General features: G+C 77.2%; 15 protein-coding genes and 2 tRNA genes. 7 read left to right on the forward strand and 10 right to left on the reverse strand.

Features of this window, described 5'->3' with window-relative positions:
• Positions 1 to 19: 19 nt before the first annotated feature.
• From ANAEK_RS13815 to ANAEK_RS13830, 4 genes are all read left to right on the forward strand, one after another.
• On the forward strand, positions 20 to 2,734 hold the full coding sequence (locus ANAEK_RS13815; RefSeq protein ID WP_012526751.1) for a pitrilysin family protein: 2,715 nt from the start codon (positions 20 to 22) through the stop codon (positions 2,732 to 2,734).
• Between the two features lie 151 nt (positions 2,735 to 2,885).
• Positions 2,886 to 3,620 carry an ABC transporter ATP-binding protein gene (locus ANAEK_RS13820; RefSeq protein WP_012526752.1) on the forward strand — a complete coding sequence of 245 codons (735 nt, stop codon included), beginning with the start codon at positions 2,886 to 2,888 and terminating at the stop codon, positions 3,618 to 3,620.
• Positions 3,617 to 5,977: an FtsX-like permease family protein gene (locus ANAEK_RS13825; protein WP_012526753.1), complete on the forward strand. Its 2,361-nt coding sequence runs from the start codon at positions 3,617 to 3,619 to the stop codon at positions 5,975 to 5,977. Before ANAEK_RS13820 ends, ANAEK_RS13825 begins: the two co-directional genes overlap by 4 nt.
• 3 nt (positions 5,978 to 5,980) lie before the next feature.
• Positions 5,981 to 7,162 carry an efflux RND transporter periplasmic adaptor subunit gene (locus ANAEK_RS13830; protein WP_012526754.1) on the forward strand — a complete coding sequence of 394 codons (1,182 nt, stop codon included), beginning with the start codon at positions 5,981 to 5,983 and terminating at the stop codon, positions 7,160 to 7,162.
• A 10-nt stretch (positions 7,163 to 7,172) separates the two neighbouring features.
• Here the strand turns inward: ANAEK_RS13830 and ANAEK_RS13835 are convergent, their stop codons facing one another.
• From ANAEK_RS13835 to ANAEK_RS13880, 10 genes are all read right to left on the reverse strand, one after another.
• A complete protein-coding gene (locus tag ANAEK_RS13835) occupies positions 7,173 to 7,469 on the reverse strand; it encodes an STAS domain-containing protein (protein WP_012526755.1) in 297 nt (98 codons plus the stop codon).
• A gap of 227 nt (positions 7,470 to 7,696) precedes the next feature.
• Positions 7,697 to 7,768 (reverse strand) — tRNA-Lys (locus tag ANAEK_RS13840).
• 306 nt (positions 7,769 to 8,074) lie between these two features.
• Positions 8,075 to 9,085 carry an SDR family oxidoreductase gene (locus tag ANAEK_RS13845; RefSeq protein ID WP_012526756.1) on the reverse strand — a complete coding sequence of 337 codons (1,011 nt, stop codon included), beginning with the start codon at positions 9,083 to 9,085 and terminating at the stop codon, positions 8,075 to 8,077.
• A complete protein-coding gene (locus tag ANAEK_RS13850) occupies positions 9,082 to 9,423 on the reverse strand; it encodes a hypothetical protein (RefSeq protein WP_012526757.1) in 342 nt (113 codons plus the stop codon). The genes ANAEK_RS13845 and ANAEK_RS13850 overlap by 4 nt, the downstream gene beginning before the upstream one ends.
• Positions 9,424 to 9,487: 64 nt before the next feature.
• Positions 9,488 to 10,378: an endonuclease/exonuclease/phosphatase family protein gene (locus tag ANAEK_RS13855; protein WP_012526758.1), complete on the reverse strand. Its 891-nt coding sequence runs from the start codon at positions 10,376 to 10,378 to the stop codon at positions 9,488 to 9,490.
• 41 nt (positions 10,379 to 10,419) lie between these two features.
• Positions 10,420 to 12,150 carry a hypothetical protein gene (locus tag ANAEK_RS13860; protein ID WP_012526759.1) on the reverse strand — a complete coding sequence of 577 codons (1,731 nt, stop codon included), beginning with the start codon at positions 12,148 to 12,150 and terminating at the stop codon, positions 10,420 to 10,422.
• Positions 12,150 to 12,938 carry a hypothetical protein gene (locus ANAEK_RS13865; RefSeq protein WP_012526760.1) on the reverse strand — a complete coding sequence of 263 codons (789 nt, stop codon included), beginning with the start codon at positions 12,936 to 12,938 and terminating at the stop codon, positions 12,150 to 12,152. The genes ANAEK_RS13860 and ANAEK_RS13865 overlap by 1 nt, the downstream gene beginning before the upstream one ends.
• Complete coding sequence (locus tag ANAEK_RS13870) at positions 12,935 to 13,864, reverse strand: hypothetical protein (RefSeq protein ID WP_012526761.1); 930 nt, start codon at positions 13,862 to 13,864, stop codon at positions 12,935 to 12,937. The genes ANAEK_RS13865 and ANAEK_RS13870 overlap by 4 nt, the downstream gene beginning before the upstream one ends.
• Positions 13,861 to 15,726, reverse strand: coding sequence for a cytochrome c3 family protein (locus ANAEK_RS13875; RefSeq protein ID WP_012526762.1), 1,866 nt, complete (start codon positions 15,724 to 15,726; stop codon positions 13,861 to 13,863). Before ANAEK_RS13875 ends, ANAEK_RS13870 begins: the two co-directional genes overlap by 4 nt.
• The gene (locus tag ANAEK_RS13880; protein ID WP_012526763.1) at positions 15,723 to 17,960 is read right to left on the reverse strand and encodes an NAD(P)-binding domain-containing protein; all 2,238 of its coding nucleotides are present in this window, start codon (positions 17,958 to 17,960) and stop codon (positions 15,723 to 15,725) included. Before ANAEK_RS13880 ends, ANAEK_RS13875 begins: the two co-directional genes overlap by 4 nt.
• A 268-nt stretch (positions 17,961 to 18,228) precedes the next feature.
• Between ANAEK_RS13880 and cysK the strand changes: the two genes are divergently transcribed.
• The 3 genes from cysK (at position 18,229) to ANAEK_RS13895 (ending at position 20,210) form a co-directional block, all read left to right on the forward strand.
• Positions 18,229 to 19,164, forward strand: a complete 936-nt coding sequence (gene cysK / locus ANAEK_RS13885) for a cysteine synthase A (protein WP_012526764.1) — start codon at positions 18,229 to 18,231, stop codon at positions 19,162 to 19,164.
• Between the two features lie 187 nt (positions 19,165 to 19,351).
• Positions 19,352 to 20,059 (forward strand): sterol desaturase family protein, encoded by a 708-nt coding sequence (locus tag ANAEK_RS13890; RefSeq protein WP_012526765.1) that lies wholly within the window; start codon positions 19,352 to 19,354, stop codon positions 20,057 to 20,059.
• Between the two features lie 78 nt (positions 20,060 to 20,137).
• Positions 20,138 to 20,210, forward strand: a tRNA-Glu gene (locus tag ANAEK_RS13895).
• The last annotated feature ends 70 nt before the right edge of the window (positions 20,211 to 20,280 follow it).

Genomic DNA, 20,280 nt, shown 5'->3' on the forward strand with positions numbered 1-20,280 from the left:
GGCGTGCTACCCTCGGCGGATGCGCACGCGCCCGCTCGTCGCCGCGTTCCTCGCCGCCTCCGCCGCCCTCGCCTGCGCACCGGTGAAGCCGGTGCAGAAGGTGAAGCCCATCCCGTACGAGGGCTTCGCAGCCGCGTACCCCACCGGCATGCGCCTGGTGGCCTACGCGATGCCGCACATGTCGAACGTGGCGGTCGCCGCGTCCTACCAGGCGGGCAGCGTGAGCGATCCGCCCGGCAAGGAGGGGCTGGCGCACCTCGTCGAGCACCTCTCGTTCCGCGCCCGCCCGGGCGGCGGCGCCACCCTCTGGACCCGGCTGCTCGCCGCGGGCGTGCAGTTCAACGGCTTCACGTCGGCGGACTCGACCGACTACCTGGCCGTCGGCCAGCCGGATCAGCTCGACGACCTCCTCCGGATCGAGGCAGACCGGCTGCGCGATCCGCTCGCCGGCATCGACGAGGCCGCGTTCCTCCGGGAGCGGGCGGTGGTGATGCGGGAGATGGCGGACCGCCACGCCGGCGCCGACGAGCGCGGGCAGCGCGAGTGGCTCCGCGCGCGCGCCCTGCCGGGCAGCCCGTACGCGCGCGCCGCCTCGGCAGAGAGCGTGACGCGCATCACGCTCGAGGACGCGCGGGAGTTCGTGCGGCGCCACTACACGCCAGCCGGCGTCATCCTGGTGGTGACCGGCCCCGAGGCGGCCCAGTCCGTCTCCGCGCGCGCCCTGCGCGCGATGGGCGCGCTCGCGAACGACGGCGCGCCGCCGCGGCTCCCCGCCGCCCATCGTCCGCCGAGGCCGAGCCTCGACGCCCCGATCGCCAGCGACCTGGAGATCCGAGAGGCGCCGGTGGAGCGGCCGATGCTCTGGCTCGCCTGGCCCGTGCCGGGCGAGGTCGATCGCGGCGGGCCGCGGGCGCTCGCCGCCGAGAACTTCGTGAGCGGCCGGCTGTCGTGGCTGACCTGGGAGCACAAGGATCTGGTGTGGTCGTACGACACCGACGTCGACCGCAAGGACGGGGTCTCGCTGGTGATCGCGCGCATCGAGCTCCGGCGCCGGGAGGACGCCCCTGCGGTGCTGGCAGCGCTCGCATCCGACCGCCGCTACCTGGCCGGCGTGGGGAGCGACGATCTCGAGGGGAAGCGCTGGATCCGCGACAACCTGCTGCTCCGGGCCCACCTCCGCCTCGAGGCGCTCGAGGTCGCCGAGGCCGCCGGCTACTTCCGCGCCACGGGGGAGCCGGACTTCGTGGCGGGCTGGCAGAAGCAGGTCGCGGTGTCCCTCACCACCGACACGAAGGAGTACGTCGGTCGCTACCTCGGCGACGACCGGGCCGCGAGGCTGCTGGTCGTTCCCGCGGGGCGCGCGCCCGCGCGCCCGCTTCCCGACGCGGCGCAGGCCTCCGGGGTGGACCACCACGGCGCTCCGCCGGACGAGCCCGGCGTCGCGGTGTCGGCGGTCCCCGCGCTGCCGGTCGACCTCGCCGGCGCCGAACGGCGCCGGCTCGCGAACGGCCTCGAGGTGGTGATCGCCCATCGCCCGGGGTTCAACGCCGTGGACGCCCGCCTGGTGTTCCGGCGCGACCACTCGCTGCCGTCCGACGAGGAGCTGGAGTGGCTCGCGGCCCAGTCCTCGCCGTGCGGCAGCGCCGGGCGCGTCCGCGACTTCAACCAGCTCCGGTGGTACCGGGACGCGCTCGTCGCCGGGATCCACTACCCGTCGGACCTGGTCGACGACGTGCTGGTGAACCTCTCGTGCCGCGCGTCGCAGACGACGCTCGACGGACCCTACTTCGTGCGGCTGCGCGACGAGGTCGCCGATCGGCTGAAGCGCCGCCCCGAGACCCTGGACGAGGGCGAGCGGGCCGACGCCGAGCTGCTGTCGCGGGTCTTCCCGGGCGAGCCGTACGGCCTGGTTCCGGACGCGGCGCGCGTGCGACGCTACCGGATCGAGGACGCCCGGCGTTTCCACGAGGCGACCTTCCGCCCGGAGCGCGCCTCCCTCGTCATCGCCGGCAACGTGAAGCCGACGCCGGAGCTGTGGCAGCGCATCGAGCAGCTCTACGGCGGGTGGCGCATGTCCGGCACGCCGTCCGCAGCCGCGCCGGCGCCGGTGCCGCTGCCCGCGCGACGGCAGGTGGTGGTGGTGGATCGCCCGGGTTCGCCCGACGCCCAGGTCGCGGTCGGCCTCCGCGTCCCGACCCGCGCCGCGCGCGACGAGCCGGCCACGCGGGTGCTCCTCGACCACGTGGCGTACGCGACGCGCGAGGACCTCCGGGTCCGCCGTGCGCTCGCCTACGACGTCGTCCCCGGGCTGGTCGACACCGTCCGCGGCGCGGCGCTGTTCCTCGGCACGCGGGTCGAGGCGCCGAACGCGGCCGCGGTCGCGACGGCGCTGCTGGCCGCGCTCGGCGCCCGCGAGCTCCAGGGCGAGGCCCTCCAGCGCGCCAAGCTGCGCGTCTCCCGCGAGTACCTGCTCCAGTTCGGCACGTCGGCGCGCGATGGGAGCATGCTCGCCCACGCGTTCGTGCACGGGCTCCAGCCGAACGAGTGGGACACCTTCGGCGAGCGGCTGCGCTCCGTGACGCCGGAGCGCGTCCAGGCTGCCGCGCAGGCGGCCGCGCTCGGCCGCGAGGTCGTCCTCGTCGCCGGCGACGCTGCCACGCTGGTGCCCGCGCTCCGCGCCGCGGGGCTCGAGCCGGAGGTCGTCGCGGCGAAGGCGGCGCCGGCCGCGCGCTGACGCGCGCCGGGCGCCCGGCGGCCTGCGGACGCGGCGCGCACGCCTCCGCGGCACCCCGCTTTCGTCCCCCCCGCCGGAGCGCGGAGGCGAGACGCTGTGCACCGGGCGTGCGCGGGCGCGGTGAGCCCGCGCGCCCGCCGTGCGGGGGAACATGGCGAGCCCGGCGCGAGCGGACGGCGAGCGGATCCCCGCCTTCGAGGCGCGCGGCCTGGAGAAGGTCTACCGGATGGGCGAGGTGGACGTCCCCGCGCTCCGCGGCGTGGACCTCGAGCTGTACGACGGCGAGCTGGTGGTGATCCTCGGCCCCTCCGGCAGCGGCAAGTCCACCCTCCTCAACATCCTGGGCGGCCTGGACGTGCCCACCGGCGGCCGGGTCCGCTACCGCGAGCACGACCTCGTCGGCGCCACGGCGCGCGCGCTCACCCGCTACCGGCGCGAGCACGTCGGGTTCGTGTTCCAGCTCTACAACCTCGTCCCGAGCCTCACCGCGCGCGAGAACGTGGCGCTCGCCTGCGAGATCGCACCCGACCCGATGCCCGCCGACGAGGCGCTGCGGCGGGTCGGCCTGGGCGAGCGGCTCGACCACTTCCCCTCGCAGCTCTCCGGCGGCGAGCAGCAGCGCGTCGCCATCGCCCGCGCGGTGGCGAAGCGCCCGGACGTGCTGCTCTGCGACGAGCCCACCGGCGCGCTCGACGCCGCCACCGGCCGCGTGGTGCTGGAGGTGCTCGAGCAGGTGAACCGGGAGCTCGGCACGACCGTGGTGGTCATCACCCACAACGCCGCCATCGCCGCGCTGGCCGACCGGGTGGTGCACGTGCGCGACGGCCGCATCGCGCGCGTCGATCGGAACGCGCGGCGCGCGCCGGCCGCGGAGATCGCCTGGTGAGCGCGCTCGACCACAAGGCCTGGCACGACCTCGGGCGCATGCGCGGCCAGGCGGTGGCGGTGGGCGCGCTCATCGCGAGCGCCATGGCGGTGTGGGTGACCACGGTGCTCACCGAGCGCGCCATGCTGCGGACCCGCGACGCGTACTACGCGCGCCAGCGGTTCGCCGACGCGTTCGCCTCGGTGCGACGCGCGCCCGAGCCGGTGGGCGCGCGCCTCGCCGCCGTCGCCGGCGTGGCCGAGGTGGAGACGCGGGTGATCTGGCCCGGCCGCCTGGACCTGCCCGACGCGCGCCGGGCGCGGGCGACGTTCGTGTCCCTGCCCGACCGCGCGCCGCCGCGGCTCAACGTGCTCGCGCTGCGGGCCGGTCGCCTCCCGCTGCCCGGCGAGCGGGGCGTGGCGGTCCTCACCGAGGGCTTCGCCGTCGCGAACCGGCTCGGCCCCGGCGACGACCTCGGCGCCGTGCTGAACGGCCGCCGCACGCGCCTGCGCGTCGTCGGCGTGGCGCTCTCGCCCGAGCACGTCTACGCGGTCGGGCCCGGCATGCTGTTCCCGGACGACCGGAGCTTCGGGGTGGTCTGGGCTCCGCGCACCGACCTGGCGGAGGCGGCGGGGCTGGACGGCGCGTTCAACGCGGTGGCGCTGCGCCTCGGCCCGGGCGCGGCCGAGCCGGACGTCCTCGCCGCGGTGGACCGGGTGCTCGAGCCCTGGGGCGGCGCCGGCGCCTACGCCCGCCGGGACCAGGCCTCGCACCGCTACCTCTCCGACGAGCTGACGCAGCTCCGGGCGCTGGCGCTCGTGATGCCCGCCATCTTCCTCGGCATCGCCGCGTTCCTGCTGTCGGTGATCGTTTCGCGCCTCGTCGCGCAGCAGCGGCCGCAGGTGGGCATGCTGAAGGCGCTCGGCTACTCCGACCTCGCGCTGGCGGTCCACTACGCGAAGCTGGTGGGCGCGGTGGTGGCGGCCGGCGCCGCCGCGGGCGCGGCCGGCGGCGCGCTGCTCGGCCGCGGGCTCGCCCGCATGTACGCGGAGCTCTACCGGTTCCCGTTCCTCGTCTACGCCGACGCGCCGGCGGTGGTCGCCTCGGGCGCGGCCCTGTGCGCGCTCGCGGCGCTGGTGGGCGTGGCCGCCGCGGTGGCCCGCGCCGCCCGGCTCCCGCCCGCCGAGGCGATGCGGCCCGAGCCGCCGCCCGCGTTCCGCGCCACGCGCCTCGACCGCCTGCTGGCCCGGCCCGGCGTCCCGCCCGCCTGGCGGATGGTGCTGCGCAACCTGTCCCGCCGTCCGGTGCGGGCCGGCCTGTCCGCGCTCGGCGTCGCCTGCGGGATCGCGGTGATCGTCCTCGCCGGCGCCATGCAGGACGCGCTCCACCACCTGCTCGGCGTCCAGTTCCGCGAGGCGCGCCGCGAGGACGCGATCGTGGTGTTCACCGAGGCGGCCGGCGCCGACGCGCTGGCGGAGCTGCGCGCCCTGCCCGGCGTGCGCGCCGTGGAGCCGTTCCGCGGCGTGCCCGCGACGCTGCGCAACGGGCCGCGCAGCCACCGGACGGAGCTCACCGGCCTCGACCCGGGCGCGCGCCTGTGGCGCCTGGTGGACGCGAGCGGCCGCGAGGTGCCGGTGCCGCCGGCCGGGGTGGTGCTCTCGTCGCAGCTCGCGCGCATGCTCGCCGTCGGCCCGGGCGACACGGTGCTCGCCGAGCTCCACGAGGGGCGGCGCCCGGTGCTGGCGCTGCCGGTGGCCGCGCGGGTGGACGACTTCGTGGGCGTGAGCGCGACCCTGAGCCGGGCGCGCCTCGACGCCGCCCTCGGCGACGGCCCGCGCGCCAGCGGCGCGCTGCTCGCGCTCGCGACCGGCGCGGGCCCGCAGGTGGAGGCCCGGCTGGCGGAGCGGCCCCGGGTGGCGGCGGTCACGCTGGGGGACGAGCTGCGGCGCTCGATGGAGGCAGTGATCGGGCGGTTCATGGGCGGCGTGGTCGCGGTCCTGGCCGGGTTCGCGCTCGTGCTCGCCGGCGGCGTCGTCTACAACGCGGCCCGGGTCGCGCACGCCGAGCGGCAGCGCGAGCTCGCCACGCTGCAGGTGCTCGGGTTCACGCCGGGCGAGGCGTGGCGCATCCTGGCCGGCGAGCTGGCGGTGCTGGTCCTCCTGGCCATCCCGGCCGGCTGCGCCCTCGGGCTCGGGCTGGCCACGCTCACCTCGCGGCTGGTGTCCTCCGACCTGTTCCGGCTGCCGGTGGTCATCTCGCCCGGCACCTGGGCGCGGGCGGTGGGCGTGGTCTGCGCCGCGAGCGGGCTGCTCGTGGCGCTGGCGCGGCGCTGGGTCGGGAAGGTCGAGCTGGTGGAGGTGCTGAAGGCGCGGGAGTGAGCGATGCGGCGCTGGGTCGTCCTCGGAGCGATGGTGGCGCTCGCGCTGGCGGGCGCGGCGGCGGTCCTCGGCAGGGGTGCGGCCGAGGTGGAGGTCCGGCGCGCGGCCCGCGGCCCCATCGCCGAGTGGGTGGAGGGCACCGGGAAGGCGCGGGTGCGAGAGCGGCACGCCGTCTCCGCCCCGGTGACCGGCGCGCTCGAGCGGGTCGAGGTCCACGCCGGGGACACGGTGCGCGCCGGCGCGGTGGTGGCCCGGGTGCTCCCGCTCACGCCGACGCCGCTCGACCCGCGCGCGCGCTCGGAGGCCCGGGCGCGCGCGGCCGCGGCGACGGCCGCCGAGGCGCAGGCGGAGGCGGCGCTGCGAAGGGCCCGGGTGGTGGAGGCCGACGCGGCGCGGACCCTGGCGCGGGCCCGCGCCCTCCTCGCCGCCGCGGCCCTGGCGCCGAGCGACCACGACGTCGCGGAGGCCGCCGCGCGCGCTGCGCGCGAGGAGGTGGACGCCGCGCAGGCGACGGTCGGGCGGGCGCGGGCGGAGCGCGTCGCGGCCGAGGCCGTGCTCGCCGCGCCCCGCGGCGCGGCCGGCGGCGCCGTCCCGGTCGCCTCGCCGGTGGCCGGCGTGGTCCTGCGCGTCGCGCAGGAGAGCCCGGGGCCGGTGCTCGCCGGCACGCCCGTGCTCGAGCTGGGCGACCCGCGCGACCTCGAGGTCGCGCTCGAGCTCCTCACCGAGCAGGCCTCGCGGGTGCGCCCCGGCGCGGAGGTGGAGCTGACGGCCTGGGGCGGCGACGCGCCGCTCGCGGGCCGGGTCCGCCGCGTCGAGCCGTCCGCGTTCACGAAGGTGAGCGCGCTCGGCGTCGAGGAGCAGCGCGTGAACGTGCTGGTCGATCCGGCCGGCGCGGCGGGCGCGTGGGCGCCGCTCGGCGACGGCTGGCGCGTCGAGGGCCGCGTGGAGGTGGCGCGCCGGCCGGACGCGCTGCTCGTGCCCGCGAGCAGCGTGTTCCGGGGCGACCGCGGCTGGGCGGTGTACGCGGTCGAGGGCGGGCGGGCGCGGCTGCGCCCGGTCCGGCTGGGCGCGATGGCCGCCACCGAGGTGGAGATCGCCGAGGGGCTCGCCGAGGGAACGCCGGTGGTGCTCCGACCCACCGGCGCGCTCCGCGACGGCGAGCGGGTGCGGGCGCGGGAGCCGTGAGGCCGGCGGGCTAGGCGGGGGCGTTCGCCCCGTCGTCCGGGGTCCCGGTCACGCCCAGGTAGCGCAGCAGGCGCCGGTGGTGCTGGCGCAGGCCGCGCACCGACACGCGGGCCGGGCAGGCGGCCAGCGCCCGGGCCAGCACCGCGACGCCGAAGTCGTGGAACTCGCGCACGTGCGTGAGGTCGACGCGGACCTGCGTTCCGGGCCGCGCCGACGCGAGGCAGCGCGCCACGTCCTCCGCCGCCGACACGTCGAACACGCCATCCCGGTGGATGGTGTGGCCTTCCCCCGGCTCCTGCCGCGTCATCGCTGCTTCCCCCCGGCGACCGCTGCGATCGCCGCCCGAGATCCAAAATACCCGGCGCCGATATCGGACCCAAACCGGCGGTCCGAGGCATGTGGCCGCGGGCGGAGGATCTAGGGCGGAGGCTGCATGCGCCTGGCGCCGGGCCGGTCGCCGCGGTGCGAGCAGGATCGGACCCCGACGCGTTCCGGCGAGCCCGGGGCGGCGGGGCGAGGGCGCAGCCTCGGGAGTGGGGCGCCAGGGACTCGAACCCTGAGCCAACGGCTTAAAAGGCCGCTGCTCTACCATTGAGCTAGCGCCCCGTTCGGCGGAGCCGACCGGCGCTACATATCACGCGGACCGGCCCGGGGCTGCCGGCGCGGCGCCGAAAAGCGGCCGCGCCAGCATGCAGGTGCATGCTGGCGCGGGTCCTGCTCCCCCCTGGAGCTTGGCTGAGGAGCGGGAACCCCCCCGTCCCGGACGTCCGCTCCCGCTCCTCAGCCTCGGCGAGGAACATACCGGTGGAACCGGCTCGCAGGTATCGCGTGACCCGGCGACCCACGGCCATGAGACGACCTCGCAGCGCGGTGCGCACGCGCGCCCCATCCGAGCGCCGGCACGTCCCCGCTTCAGGTGGCGCCGCGCACGTTCCGTGAAGCCCACACCGCCCCCGCGGCCAGGATCACCGCCCCCGCGGCCAGGCTGCGGCGGTGGAGCGTGAGCCAGAGCGATGCGCTGCGGGGCCGGGCCTCCGCCGAGAACTCGCCGCGGGCGCCGTGATCCCCCGGCACGGGCCGGTCGAGATCGTCCGGCCGCCCCGGCTCGGGCGGGCGATCGGCCTGCTGCGCGCGGTAGCCGATCCGGCCCAGGTAGCGATCGAGCAGCCCCGGGATCGTCCGCTGACCGAGGATTGCACGCACCGTGCTCCACGTGACCCACAGCTCGCGCCGCGGCCGCCGCACCACCGCCAGCACCGCGCGCGCGATCACCTCGGGCTGGTAGATGGGCGGCACCGGCTTCGGGTGGCCGGGCAGGCGCGTCCGGACCAGCTCGAACTGCGGCGTGTTGACGGCCGGCAGGTGCACCATCGAGAGCCGCACCCGGCTGCGATCGTGCGCGAGCTCGCAGCGGAGCGCGTCGGTGAAGCCGCGGACCGCTGCCTTCGCGGCGCAGTAGGCGCTCTGCAGCGGGATGGAGCGGTAGCAGAGCGCGGACCCGACCTGGACGACGTGCCCGCGATCGCGCGGCAGCATGTGGCGGAGCGCGGCCCGGGTGCCGTGGACGTAGCCGAGGTACGTCACCTCGGTGACGCGCCGGTACTCCTCCGCGGTCGTCTCCATCACCGGCGCGAACACGCTCACCATCGCGTCGTTCACCCACACGTCGATGCCGCCCCACGCCCGCACCACCGCGTCCGCGGCCGCGTCCACCGCGCCGGCGTCCGACACGTCGGCCACCACGGCGATGGCCTCGCCGCCCGCGCCGCGGATCTCGCGGGCGGCGTTCTCGAGCGCCTCGGCGTTGCGCGCCACCAGCGCCACGCGCATCCGCGCCCGCCCCAGCTCGCGCGCCACCGCGCGCCCCACGCCCGCCGACGCCCCCGTCACCACCGCGACCTTCCCCGCCAGGTCCCGCCTCACCGCCGCGTCCCTCCCCCGCCCTCGCGCTCGCCCGCGCCGCGCGGCGCCTGCGGCTCGTGCGCCGGCTCGCCGCCCTCGCCCTTCTCGCCCTTCTCTCCCTCGCGCGCCGGATGCGCGCGCCGCGCCTCGTCCACGTGCGCCTTCCGCGTGCCGGCGCTCCGCTCCGCGGCATCGGTCACGGTTCGCTGCGCGTCCGGCTCGGGCGCCCGCCCGGGCGGCTCGGCCCCGGGGTGCGGCGTCCCGTCGTCCACGCCGGGCGGTGCCGGCCCGGGCCCACCGGCGAGCCCCTCCACCACCGTCGGAACCTTCGGATCGTCCGGACGCCGATCGCTGGCCATGCGCCACCCCCCGCCGAAATGTCTGGACCCGGGCGGCACGGTGGAACCCCTGCGTCTCCCGGCGCTACTGCAGCCACAGGTCCAGCACCACCGGCCGGTGATCCGAGGCCGCCTGCACGTCCGGCCCTCCGGCGATCGCCGCCTGCACCACCGAGCCTGCGTCCGCCCGCGGGACGGCCAGGTGATCGAGCGCGGCGCGCGCCCCGCCGCCGGACCAGGTCCACCGCGCCTCCGGCGGCAACGCCGCGGCCGGATCGATCCAGCCGCCGTCGCCGAGCAGCGGGGCGAGCGCGGTCGACCCGGCCTCGTCGTTCAGGTCGCCGCCCGCGACCACCTGCGCGCCGGCGCGGAGCAGCCCGTCCGCGACCTCGCGCAGGCGGGCCGCCTGCTCGGCGCGGCGCGTCCCGTCGTCGGAGAGCGCCGAGCTGAGGTGGCTGCCCACCAGCGCCAGCGTCCCGCCGCCCGGGAGCGCCGCGTGCGCCTCCACGCAGTCGCGCGGGAACAGCGGCCGGCCCGAGGCGTCCCGCTCGTCCCGGTGGCTGACGTAGGCGCGCAGCGGCAGCCGCGAGAGCACCGCGACGTCGATGCCGCGCGGATCGTTCCCCTCCACCAGGCGCGCCTCCGCGTACCCCGCCCGCGCCGCCAGCGCCCCGGCCAGCGCGGCGGTCTCGACCTCCTGGAGCAGCACCAGGTCGGCGTCGAGCCGCGCCAGCACCGCCGCGACCCGCGCCAGCTTCGCCTCGACCTCGTCCGCGGTCGCGACGGTGTCGAGCGCGCCGGGCGGGACGGTGCGGTCGACATCGTCGAACAGGTCGTGGACGTTCCAGCTGACGATCCGGACCCGCTCGCCCGCCGTCCCCGGCGGCGCAGCGTCGAGCGGGGGCGGCGCGCAGGCCGCAGCGAGGGCGAGCGCGGCGAGGACGGCGGCAGGACGCGTGCGGGCGGATCGGCGCATGCCGCGGCGCGCTGCAAGGCCGGCGCCGCGCGCGCCGGCGGTCAGTACGCCGCGAAGATCGTCGCGAACCCCGTCATCCCGTAGGGCATGCTCCCGCCCTCCTCCGCGGCCGGATCGAACGCGCCGCGGCCCGCCAGGCTGATCCGCAGCCCGAGGTGGCGGCCCAGGTCCGCGGTCGCGCTGGCGAGCACGCCGACCTCGTCGCGGTCGACGCCGAACGCCGCGTCGTGCGACCAGCTCGCCCGGCCCACCAGCCGGAGCGCCTGGAGCGGCCGCCACAGGAGCTGCGCGTACGCGCTCCGGCCGTCGAGCCAGCCCGACTCCTCCAGGTATCCCAGCGTCAGGCCGCCGCTCGCGCCCAGGAGCCGGGGCAGGCCCAGCTCCGGGCCGGCCCAGCGCCGCTCCAGCCCGCTCGACCGGTCGCGCGAGAAGCCCCCGGTGCCGCCCACCCGCAGCCAGCGCACCGGGTCCCAGCTCACGAACCCGTCCGCCGCGCGCGCGCGCCCGGGGAACGCCGCCGGGTCGAACGTCTGCGGCCAGGCGAGCCCGGCGTGGCGGAAGCTCCCGCCGAGGAGCAGCCCGTCCACCGGCCGGAGGCTCGCGTCCACCCGGGCCGCGTCCAGGTCGGTGCCGCCGCGGTTGCCGCCGCCGCCCACGTGCGCCTCGGCCGAGAGGTCCAGGCGCCGCAGGAACACGCGGCCGGTGAGCGAGCCCTCCGCGCGCGTGCCCAGCTCCGGCGTGCGCACCATCGCGATGCGCCCCTCCTGCCGCCAGGAGGCGCCGCGGCCGAGCGCGCCGTCCAGGATCCAGTACGCGCCGCCGGTGGCGCGGCGCGTGGTGGGCTCGGTGGTGTCGGGCTCGGGCACCGCCCCGCCGAACACGCCGCCCTCGGCGCGCGCGCCGAGCAGCCGCCCGCGCACGCCGGCCAGGCCGCCGTCGAACACGGTCGCCCCGGGGATGGCCCACGGCAGCACGCGCCCGGCGGAGAGGCGCAGCGCGTCGCCGGGGGTGGCGGTGAGCTGCGCCTGCCAGAGGTAGAGCTGGGTGTCGTCCCGCGGGCGGAAGCGCGGCGCGTCGCGGCGCAGCCAGCGCTCGGCGCGGGCGTCCACGTCGAGCGTCAGCCAGGGCGCGAGCTCCGCCTCCCGGATGGCGAGGTCGATGGCCGCGCGGTCCGAGGTGCCGGCGGTGGAGGCGGTCCACGCCTGGTACGACGCGCCCACCTCCGCCGTGCGGCTGCGGGGCACCGGAGCCGACGCGGCGCCGGGCGCGGCGCGGAACTCGACCTGCGGGACGGCCGCGGCGGTGACGACCGCCAGGCGGCGGGCCAGCTCCGCATCGCCGGGCGGCGGTGGGAGCTGCCTCGCCTCGACGGCGAGCGCCGCGGGCTCGAACCGGAACGCGTCCCCGGCGCGCAGCCCGGTGCCGGCGCACGCCGCGTGGTGCGGCGCGAGCGACTCGACCGTGCACCGCCCGGCCGGCGCGCCGCTGCGCCGGAGCTCGAGCACCGCGCCCGCCGCGAGCCCGTCCTCGGCGCCCGCGTCGAGGTAGGCGCGCGAGGCGGTGGCGTAGGCGACCTGCCCGGTGCCGCGCGGGCGATCCGCCCGGCGCACCGGCGCGGGGGGAGCGTCCCCGGGCGCGGACGGCGAGCGGGCCACCGGCGCCGCCGGCGTCGGGACGGCGCGCACCGGCCGCCGCGGGCGCTGCTTCGCGGGAGCGGCCGCGGGGGCCGCGGCGAGCGCGGCGGCGAGCACGAGGGCGAGCGCGCCGAACATCAGTTCACCCCCGTCGGATGGCAGCGGATGCACGCCTCGGTGGCCCAGGCGTAGCCGGAGATCTGGGTGTGGTGGGACGTGGTTTCCGTGTCCCCGTGGCACGCGAGGCAGTCCTTCACCGCGAAGTCCGCCGCCCAGGCCTTGTCCGCGCGGGTGGCCGGGTGGCAGGTGAGGCAGGCGGCGCGGCTCCCCGAGTGCTTCAGGCCGGACGCGATCCCGAACGGCAGGTGCGCCGCCACGCGGTCCACCTGCGCCTCGGCGTGGCAGCGGACGCAGCGCGCCGAGTCGAACGCGTAGTCCGGCACCGCCGCGTGCGCGGTCGCCATCGCGGCCTGCTCGTGATCGTGGCAGCCGGCGCAGCCGAGGGTCCTCCGGTTCGCCGGGTCCACGTGGCACTCGGCGCAGCCGGCGGTGGCGTGGGCCGTCCCGGCGACGATCGGGAACAGCTTCGCGTGATCCACGCCCACGCCGGACTGGTGGCAGCCGTAGCAGGCCTCGCTCGCGAACTGGAAGCCCGGCACGGCGCCGTGCCGGGTGGCCAGCGCCGCCTCGTCGGCGTGGTCGCCGGTGTGGCAGTGGATGCAGTCGTACTTCGCGAACGTGTCGAACGCGCCGTGGCAGTCGTCGCAGGTGGCCGTCGCGTGCGGCGTGCCCGCCACGATCGGGAACCAGCGCTGCGCGTGGCCCGCGCGCGACGGCATGGTGAGGGACGGCGCGGCGTCGCCGCCCTGGCTGCACGCGAGCGCCAGCGAAGCGGCCACGGCGGCGATGGTCGGAAGGCTCCTCATCTCGGCACCCCGGTTCCGTGCAGGCCCCCGAACGCCGCCGAGAAGCGGTGGCACTCGTAGCACTTGCGGTTCACGAGCTGGAAACCCGCCACGCCGTCGTGCTCGCCCGCGACGTTCCCGTGGCAGCGCAGGCAGTCGGCGGTGTCGGTCGCGCAGGTGAACGGCTGCGCGTAGTCCACCGGCGGGAAGCTGGCGTGGCAGTCCTTGCAGCGGATGCCGGCGTGCGGCCCCGACTTGATCGAGAAGCAGGTCTCGTGCGCGGGCAGCCCCGCGGGCGAGAACCGCCAGGCGCCGTGGCAGCCGCGGCAGTCCTGCGGGAAGCCGGCCAGGTCGTGGTTCACGGCGGCCGCGGCGGAGCCGGCGCGGGCCCAGTCGGCCTCATGGCAGGCGATGCAGCGCGGCGTGGGCCGGGCAAAGGCGCGGTCGCGGCGGTCGCCGTGGCAGGACTCGCACGCCACCAGGGCGTGGCGCCCCGTGAGCGGGAACGCGGTGCGCCGGTGCGCCTCGGGCCCGAACGTCGGCGTGGACCAGGCGGTCGGGTCGTGGCAGGTCGCGCAGCGCGGCCCGAGCCGGCCGGCGTGGACGTCGCGGTGGCAGGCGGCGCACGCGCGCGGCACCGGGTCGGCGAAGGTGCCGCCCGCGTGGCAGGCGCGGCACTGCGCGTCGCGGTGCCGCCCGTCGAGCGGGAACCCGGTGCGCTCGTGCGCGAACGTCACCGCCTTCCAGCCGTCGGCGGTGTGGCAGGCGCCGCAGTCGGTGTCCCCGCCGTGGGCGCCGGGGCCGGGGCGCGGCGCGGCGAGGTCGGCGCGCGCCGGGGGCGCGGTCGGGGGTGCGCCCGGAGGCGCCGCCGTGGCGCGGGCGGCGGCGCCCGCGAGGGCGGCCGAGGCGGCGAGGGCGAGCGCGAGGCGCGGAGCGGTGGCGATCACGGCACGTACCCCCGGAACGCGCCCTGGTGGAAGTCGGCGTGACAGCCCTGGCACTTCACGGGGAGCGGGCGGTAGCGGCGCACCGCCGCCCCGTCCACCTGCACCGCGGGGTGGCACTTCTCGCAGGCGAGCGCGCGGTGCTTGCCGTCGAGCGTGAACGCGGTGAACGGCTGCTGGTGCACGAAGCGGAGCGGCGCCGGCGCCTTCCAGCCGGCCGTCTCGTGGCAGCGGGCGCAGTCGGTCCCCTGCCCCTTCGCCGCGAGCTGGCCGGCGTGCGCGTCGGCGTGGCAGCCGGCGCATGCCTGCGGCACGCCGCGCCAGCGCACCACGCCCGCGGCGTCCGGCGCGTGGCACGAGCCGCAGGCGGTCCGCTCGTGCTTGCCCGTGAGCGGGAACCGGGCGTCGCGGGCGTGGTCGAAGCGCACCTTGCGGAAGGAGTCGAGCCCGTGGCAGGCGGTGCAGCCCTCGGCGTGCGTGCGCGCCTCGAACTGCCGGCCGTGGGGGTCCCTGTGGCAGCTGCGGCAGTCGGAGGGGCGCTGCAGGTCCAGCGCCGCGAGGCTCACCGTCACCGGCCGCCGGTGGCGTCCGAGCTCCTCCCGGACCCGCGCCGGCACCTTCGCGGCGAGGCGCGCGTCCTTCGGGTGGCACAGCGCGCAGGCCACCGCGCGGTGGGCGCCCTCCAGCCGGTAGGCGGTGCGGTCGTGGTCCTCCGGCTCGAAGCGCGCCGGGAGGAACCGGTCCACGCCGTGGCAGCGGTCGCAGGCGCGCGGATCGGCGGCCGCACCGGCCGCGGCACCGTTCGTCGATGCGGGCCGCGCGGCCGCGCCGCCGGCCGGCGCGGCGCGGGCGAGCTGGCCCACGTGCGCGTCGGCGTGGCAGTCGGTGCAGCGCGCGAACGCGATCCCCTTGTAGCGCGCCTTCTCGCCCGGCCACGGGCCGTGGCACGCCTCGCACGCCACCGTCGCGTGCGCGCCGCGCAGCGGGTAGCGGGTCTTCTCGTGGAAGGCGCGCTTCGCGCCGAGCCCGGTCACCTGCTTCCAGTCCGCGGTGACGTGGCAGCTCGCGCAGGCCTGGCCGAGCCGGTCCTGGTGCGGATCCTTGTGGCAGTCGGTGCACGCCTGGAACGGCACGCCCTTGTAGCGCGCGGTCGCCGCGGCCCGCACCGGCGGCGTCATGCCGGGGCCGGGCGCGCCGGCGGCCTCCACCACGTCCGCGTGGCACTTCGCGCAGGCCACGCGCACGTGCTTGCCGTCGAGCCGGTAGGCGGCGCGCGCGTGGTCGAAGCGCGCCGCCGGCTTCCAGGCGTCCTCGCCGTGGCAGCGCGCGCAGTCGGGACCGAGCTGGCCGCGGTGCTCGTCGAAGTGGCAGGCGGCGCAGCGCTGCGGCGCGCCCAGGCTGGTCCGGCGCTCCGGCTGCTTGCGCAGCACCTCGGCCACCGCCGGGTCCGCCACGAGGCGCGGGTCGTGGCAGCGGGCGCAGTCCACCCGCCGGTGCTTGCCGCGCAGCTCGAACCCGGCGCGGGCGTGGTCGAAGCCCTTCCTCCCGCCCGGCCCCCAGTCCACCAGGGCGAAGTCGCGGCCCTGGTGCTCGTGGTGGCACTTCTCGCAGGCGCGCTCCGCCGCGGGGAGCCGGCCGTGGAACCCCTGGCCGCGCGCGACGCGGTCCTTCAGCTCGGTGTGGCAGGCGAGGCAGGTGTCCGCCGAGAGCTGCTGCCCGGCGAGGTGGCACTTCGTGCAGCTCTGGAGCCCCTCCAGGTCGCGGTGGGGGCGGGAGAGCGGGCCGGGCGAGAACACGTCGGCGCGCGCCGCCGCGGGGGCGGCCAGCGCGAGCGAGGCGAGGAGCGCTGCGGTCGAGGGTTTCACCGGTGGAGGAGCCCGTAGCCGAGGTAGAGGGAGACGCCGATGTGCGCGGCGATGACGAGGACCAGGAACACGGCCAGGGAGGCGTGGAACACGCGCCAGCCGCGGAGCAGGCGCTTCAGCGAGGCGTAGAAGCGGATCTGCCAGCGCAGCCGCGCCAGCCCGACCAGGGTGGCGCTGAACTCGCCGTAGTGGCCGGTGCCGCGGAAGCGCCCGCGCACCCGCAGCAGCCGCAGCCCGAGCAGGAGCGACTCCGCCGGCATGCGCACGAACAGCAGCGCCAGCGAGCCGGCGCGGACCGGCGCCGTGGCGCGGTCGAGGAGCGCGCGGGCCGGCGCACCGGCCTCCTGCAGCAGCGGGCCGAGCGCGGCGCGGGAACGCTCGAAGCGCGCCAGCAGGTCGGCCAGCTCCACCGCCTTCCCGCCGTCGGAGGGGACCGCGCCATAGATGAACCGGCCGACGATCCCGGTGCCCACCACGATGCAGAGCGCGCCCGCCGTGCCGGTGGCGAGCAGGTTGTTCGACTGGAACGCGGCGTGGAACGCGATGACGAGCGGGCTCATGAAGCCCACGAACACGTGGAAGTCGAGCCAGCCGCGGATGCTCCCCAGCGGCGCGAAGCGCTTCCAGCGCTTGCGGACCGCGTAGAGGAAGTTCGAGAGCATGAACAGCGTCGCCGCGATGCCGACGCCGTGGCCCCACGGCCCGGCGGGCTTCATCGACGGGTGGAGCGGCGACCGGAGGCGCTCCAGCCGCGCCAGCGGGTAGTACTCCCGCCCCTTCCACGCCAGCACCGCCAGGATCCCCAGGCCGGCGAGCGCGTAGGCGGCGTGGAAGGCGCGGCGGCGGCGCCGTCCGGCCGCGGTGCGCGACGCGCCGGCGGCGGGCCGGGCGCCGGGTGCGGCGGGCCGCGGCCGCGCGGGCCGGTGGACCTGTCCGGGCGCCTCCCCGTGGTAGCGCCGCAGCGCCACGCCCGCCTTCGAGAGCAGCTCCACCGGCAGCTCGCCCCCGACGTTCACCACCACGAAGTCGTTCTCCAGCGTGGCGGCGCGCCCGCCCACGTCGAGGACCACCTGGCGCGGGCGGATGGCCGTCACCTGCGAGCCGAGCAGCAGGCGCACGCGGCGCGCGGCGGCCAGCTCCTGGAGCCGCGCGCGGTTCGCCTCGCGGCAGCGCGCCAGCTCGGCGCCGCGGTACGAGAGCGTGACCTCCGCGCTCGACTCGGTGGCGAGCTGGATGGCCGCCTCGAGCGCCGAGTCTCCGCCGCCCACCACCAGCACGCGGTTGCCGTCGAACGCCTCCGGGTCGAGCAGGCCGTACAGGACCTTCTCCTGCTCCTCCCCGGGCACGCCCAGCTTCCGCGGCGTGCCGCGGCGACCGACCGCCAGCACCACCTTCGACGCCTGCACCGTGCCGCGCTCGGTGCGAAGCTCGAAGCGGCCGTCCTCGCCGTCGAGGCCGGTGACCTTGACGCCCTCCTCCACCGCGATCCCGGCCTTCGCGAGCACGCGCTGCCAGGACGCGAGCAGCTCCTCCTTGCTGATGAGGCGCTTGCCGAACCGGCCCACCAGCGGCAGCTCCACCGGTTCGGTCATCGCCACCTTCTTGCGCGGGTAGTGGGCGATCGACCCGCCCATGGTGCCCTGCTCGAGGAGGCGGAACGGGACGCCGCGCGCCTTCAGGCCGAGCGCGGTCGCGATGCCGGCCGGGCCCGCGCCGACCACCGCGACCGGCGCCTGCCGCGACGCGGTCTCGGCCAGCCGCTCCGCCACCTGGAGCCCCTGCTGGATCGCGTTCTTGATGAGCCCCATCCCGCCCAGCTCGCCGACGACGTGCACGCCGGGCCGGGAGGACTCGAAGAACGGGTCGACCTCGGGCAGGTCCACGCCACGCTCGGCGGTGCCGAACACCAGCCGGATCGCGCCGACCGGGCACTCCGCGGCGCAGCGCCCGTGGCCGATGCAGTGGTCGGCGTGCACCAGCTTCGCGGCGCCGTCCACGATGCCGAGGATGTCGCCCTCCGGGCACGCGCGCAGGCAGGAGAGGCTGCCGATGCAGACGTTCGGATCGATGATCGGGTGGAGCGAGCGGGCCAGGTGCTGGCCGCGGGCGCGCCTCGCCTCGAGCTCGGCCGCGTCGCGGCGCTCGCGGGCCCAGCGACGGCCGAGGTGGCCGCCCGCGAGCAGGCCGACGCTGGCGACGGAGCCGGAGACGATCCAGAGGGTGGCGAGGTCCATGGAGTTCGGGCGCGGCGGCAGCCCTGTCGCACGCTCGCGGGATTGACCTGGATCAGCAAGACTCGGCCACGCCGGCCCCCGTCAGGGAGCGTTGACGGTGCGTGACGTGCGCACCCGCGTTCGCGACCGCGTCTCAACCGCGCGCAGGCATCCGGCCCGCCCCTCCCGGCGGCGACCGCCGTCGCGTCCGCTTGACAGGAGGCGCGTCCGCTTCTAAGGATGTCCGCTATAACGGAATCCGCCGGACGTCCGGCGGGAGCGAGGGCGCATGCGGATCGCGGACGACGTCACGAAGCTCATCGGAAACACGCCGCTGGTGCGGCTCAACCGGATCACCGACGGCGCCCGGGCGACCGTGGTGGCCAAGCTGGAGAGCTTCAACCCCGCCTCCAGCGTGAAGGACCGCATCGGCGTGGCGATGATCGAGGCGGCCGAGCGCGACGGGAAGATCAAGCCGGACACCATCCTGCTCGAGCCGACCAGCGGCAACACCGGCGTCGGGCTGGCGTTCGCGGCCGCGGCCAAGGGCTACAAGCTCGTCCTGACGATGCCCGACAGCATGAGCCTGGAGCGGCGGCGGCTGCTGGCCGCGTTCGGCGCGAAGCTGGTGCTCACGCCCGGCGCCGAGGGCATGAAGGGCGCCATCGCGAAGGCGCAGGCGCTCGCGGCCGAGGATCCGCGGCACCTCATCCTCCAGCAGTTCGAGAACCCGGCCAACCCCGAGATCCACCGCCGCACCACCGCGGAGGAGATCTGGCGCGACACCGACGGCAAGGTGGACATCGTCGTCGCGGGGACCGGCACCGGCGGGACGCTCACCGGCGTCGCCCAGGTGCTGAAGGCGCGCAAGCCGTCCCTCCGCATCGTGGCCGCCGAGCCTGCCGACTCGCCGGTGATCTCCGGCGGCAAGCCGGGGCCGCACAAGATCCAGGGCTGGGGGCCGGGCTTCGTGCCGAAGGTGCTCGACACCTCGCTCATCGACGAGGTGATCACGGTCCAGAACGCCGACGCCGGCGACTTCGGGCGCCGGCTCACGCGCGAGGAAGGCATCCTGTCCGGCATCTCCTGCGGCGGCGCGGCCTGGGCGGCGCGCGAGGTGGCGCGGCGGCCCGAGAACGCGGGCAAGCTCATCGTGGTGGTGCTGCCCGACACCGGCGAGCGGTACCTGACGACCTGGCTGTTCGAGGAGGCGCCGGCGGCCTAGCGTCGGGCGCAGAGGGACGATCCCGTGCGGCGGCGCTCCCGGTCCGGGGCGCCGCCGCGCTGCGTCATGACTACACGTGACAAGCGGGCTCCTTGCGGGGCGCCAGCGTTCAGTTGCGACTCGGGCGTCCGCGCCCCTACCTTTCCGCGGCCCTGCCGGCGCTGCCGGCGACCCGGAGACGCGGATCATGACCCAGGCCTCTCGTTCGGAGCTCCGCGCCGAGCTGCTCTCCCGGATCCCGCGGCATTACTCGCCCTGGGTGCACCTGCTCTTCCCGGCGGTGGCGGGTCTCGCCATCGCCGCGTTCGCGCTCTCGCGCATCGAGGGCCTCGCGGCGTGGCAGGTCGCCGCCGTTCCGGCCTTCCTCGTGTTCGGCAACGCCGTCGAGTGGACCGCGCACCGCGGGATGCTGCACCGGCGGCTGCGCTTCGCCGAGGTGTTCTACGTTCGCCACACGCCGCAGCACCACGCGGTGTACGTCGCCGACGACATGGCCCTGCGCGACTGGCGGGAGCTGAAGCTCGTGCTGCTCCCGGCCTACGGCCTGCTCGCCATCCTCGCCGTCACCTCGCCGCTCACGCTCGCCTTCGTCTGGCTCCGCCAGCCCAACCTCGCCGCGCTGTGGGTCGCGAGCGTGGTGCTCTACGTGCTCTCCTACGAGTGGCTCCACCTCGCCTACCACCTGCCCCAGGACCGGTGGCTGGCACGGACCGCGCTCGTCCGCACGCTGCGGCGGCACCACCAGCTCCACCACGCGCCGCACCTCATGCACCGCTGGAACTTCAACGTGACCGTGCCGCTCTGGGACTGGGTCCGCGGGACGGTGTACCAGGCGCCCGCGCCCGGTCCACGCGCCGCGCCGCAGCCCACCGGCGCGGCCGGCCGCGCGCCTTGATCCCGCGCAGTCGGCCGCCGCCCCGTCCGGGAAACGCGACCCTTTACATGAGCCCAAGGGTCGGGTACTAGACCGCGCGACCCCATCGTCTAGAGGCCCAGGACACGGCCCTTTCAAGGCTGTAACCGGGGTTCGAATCCCCGTGGGGTCACTGCTTCGTCGAAGGTTCTCGCCGGTCCCTGGGCCTCAGCGCGCGCTACGCGCGCGAAGACGATGGGCTT

This window comes from Anaeromyxobacter sp. K, from assembly GCF_000020805.1.
GTDB classification, from domain to species: Bacteria; Myxococcota; Myxococcia; order Myxococcales; family Anaeromyxobacteraceae; genus Anaeromyxobacter; species Anaeromyxobacter dehalogenans.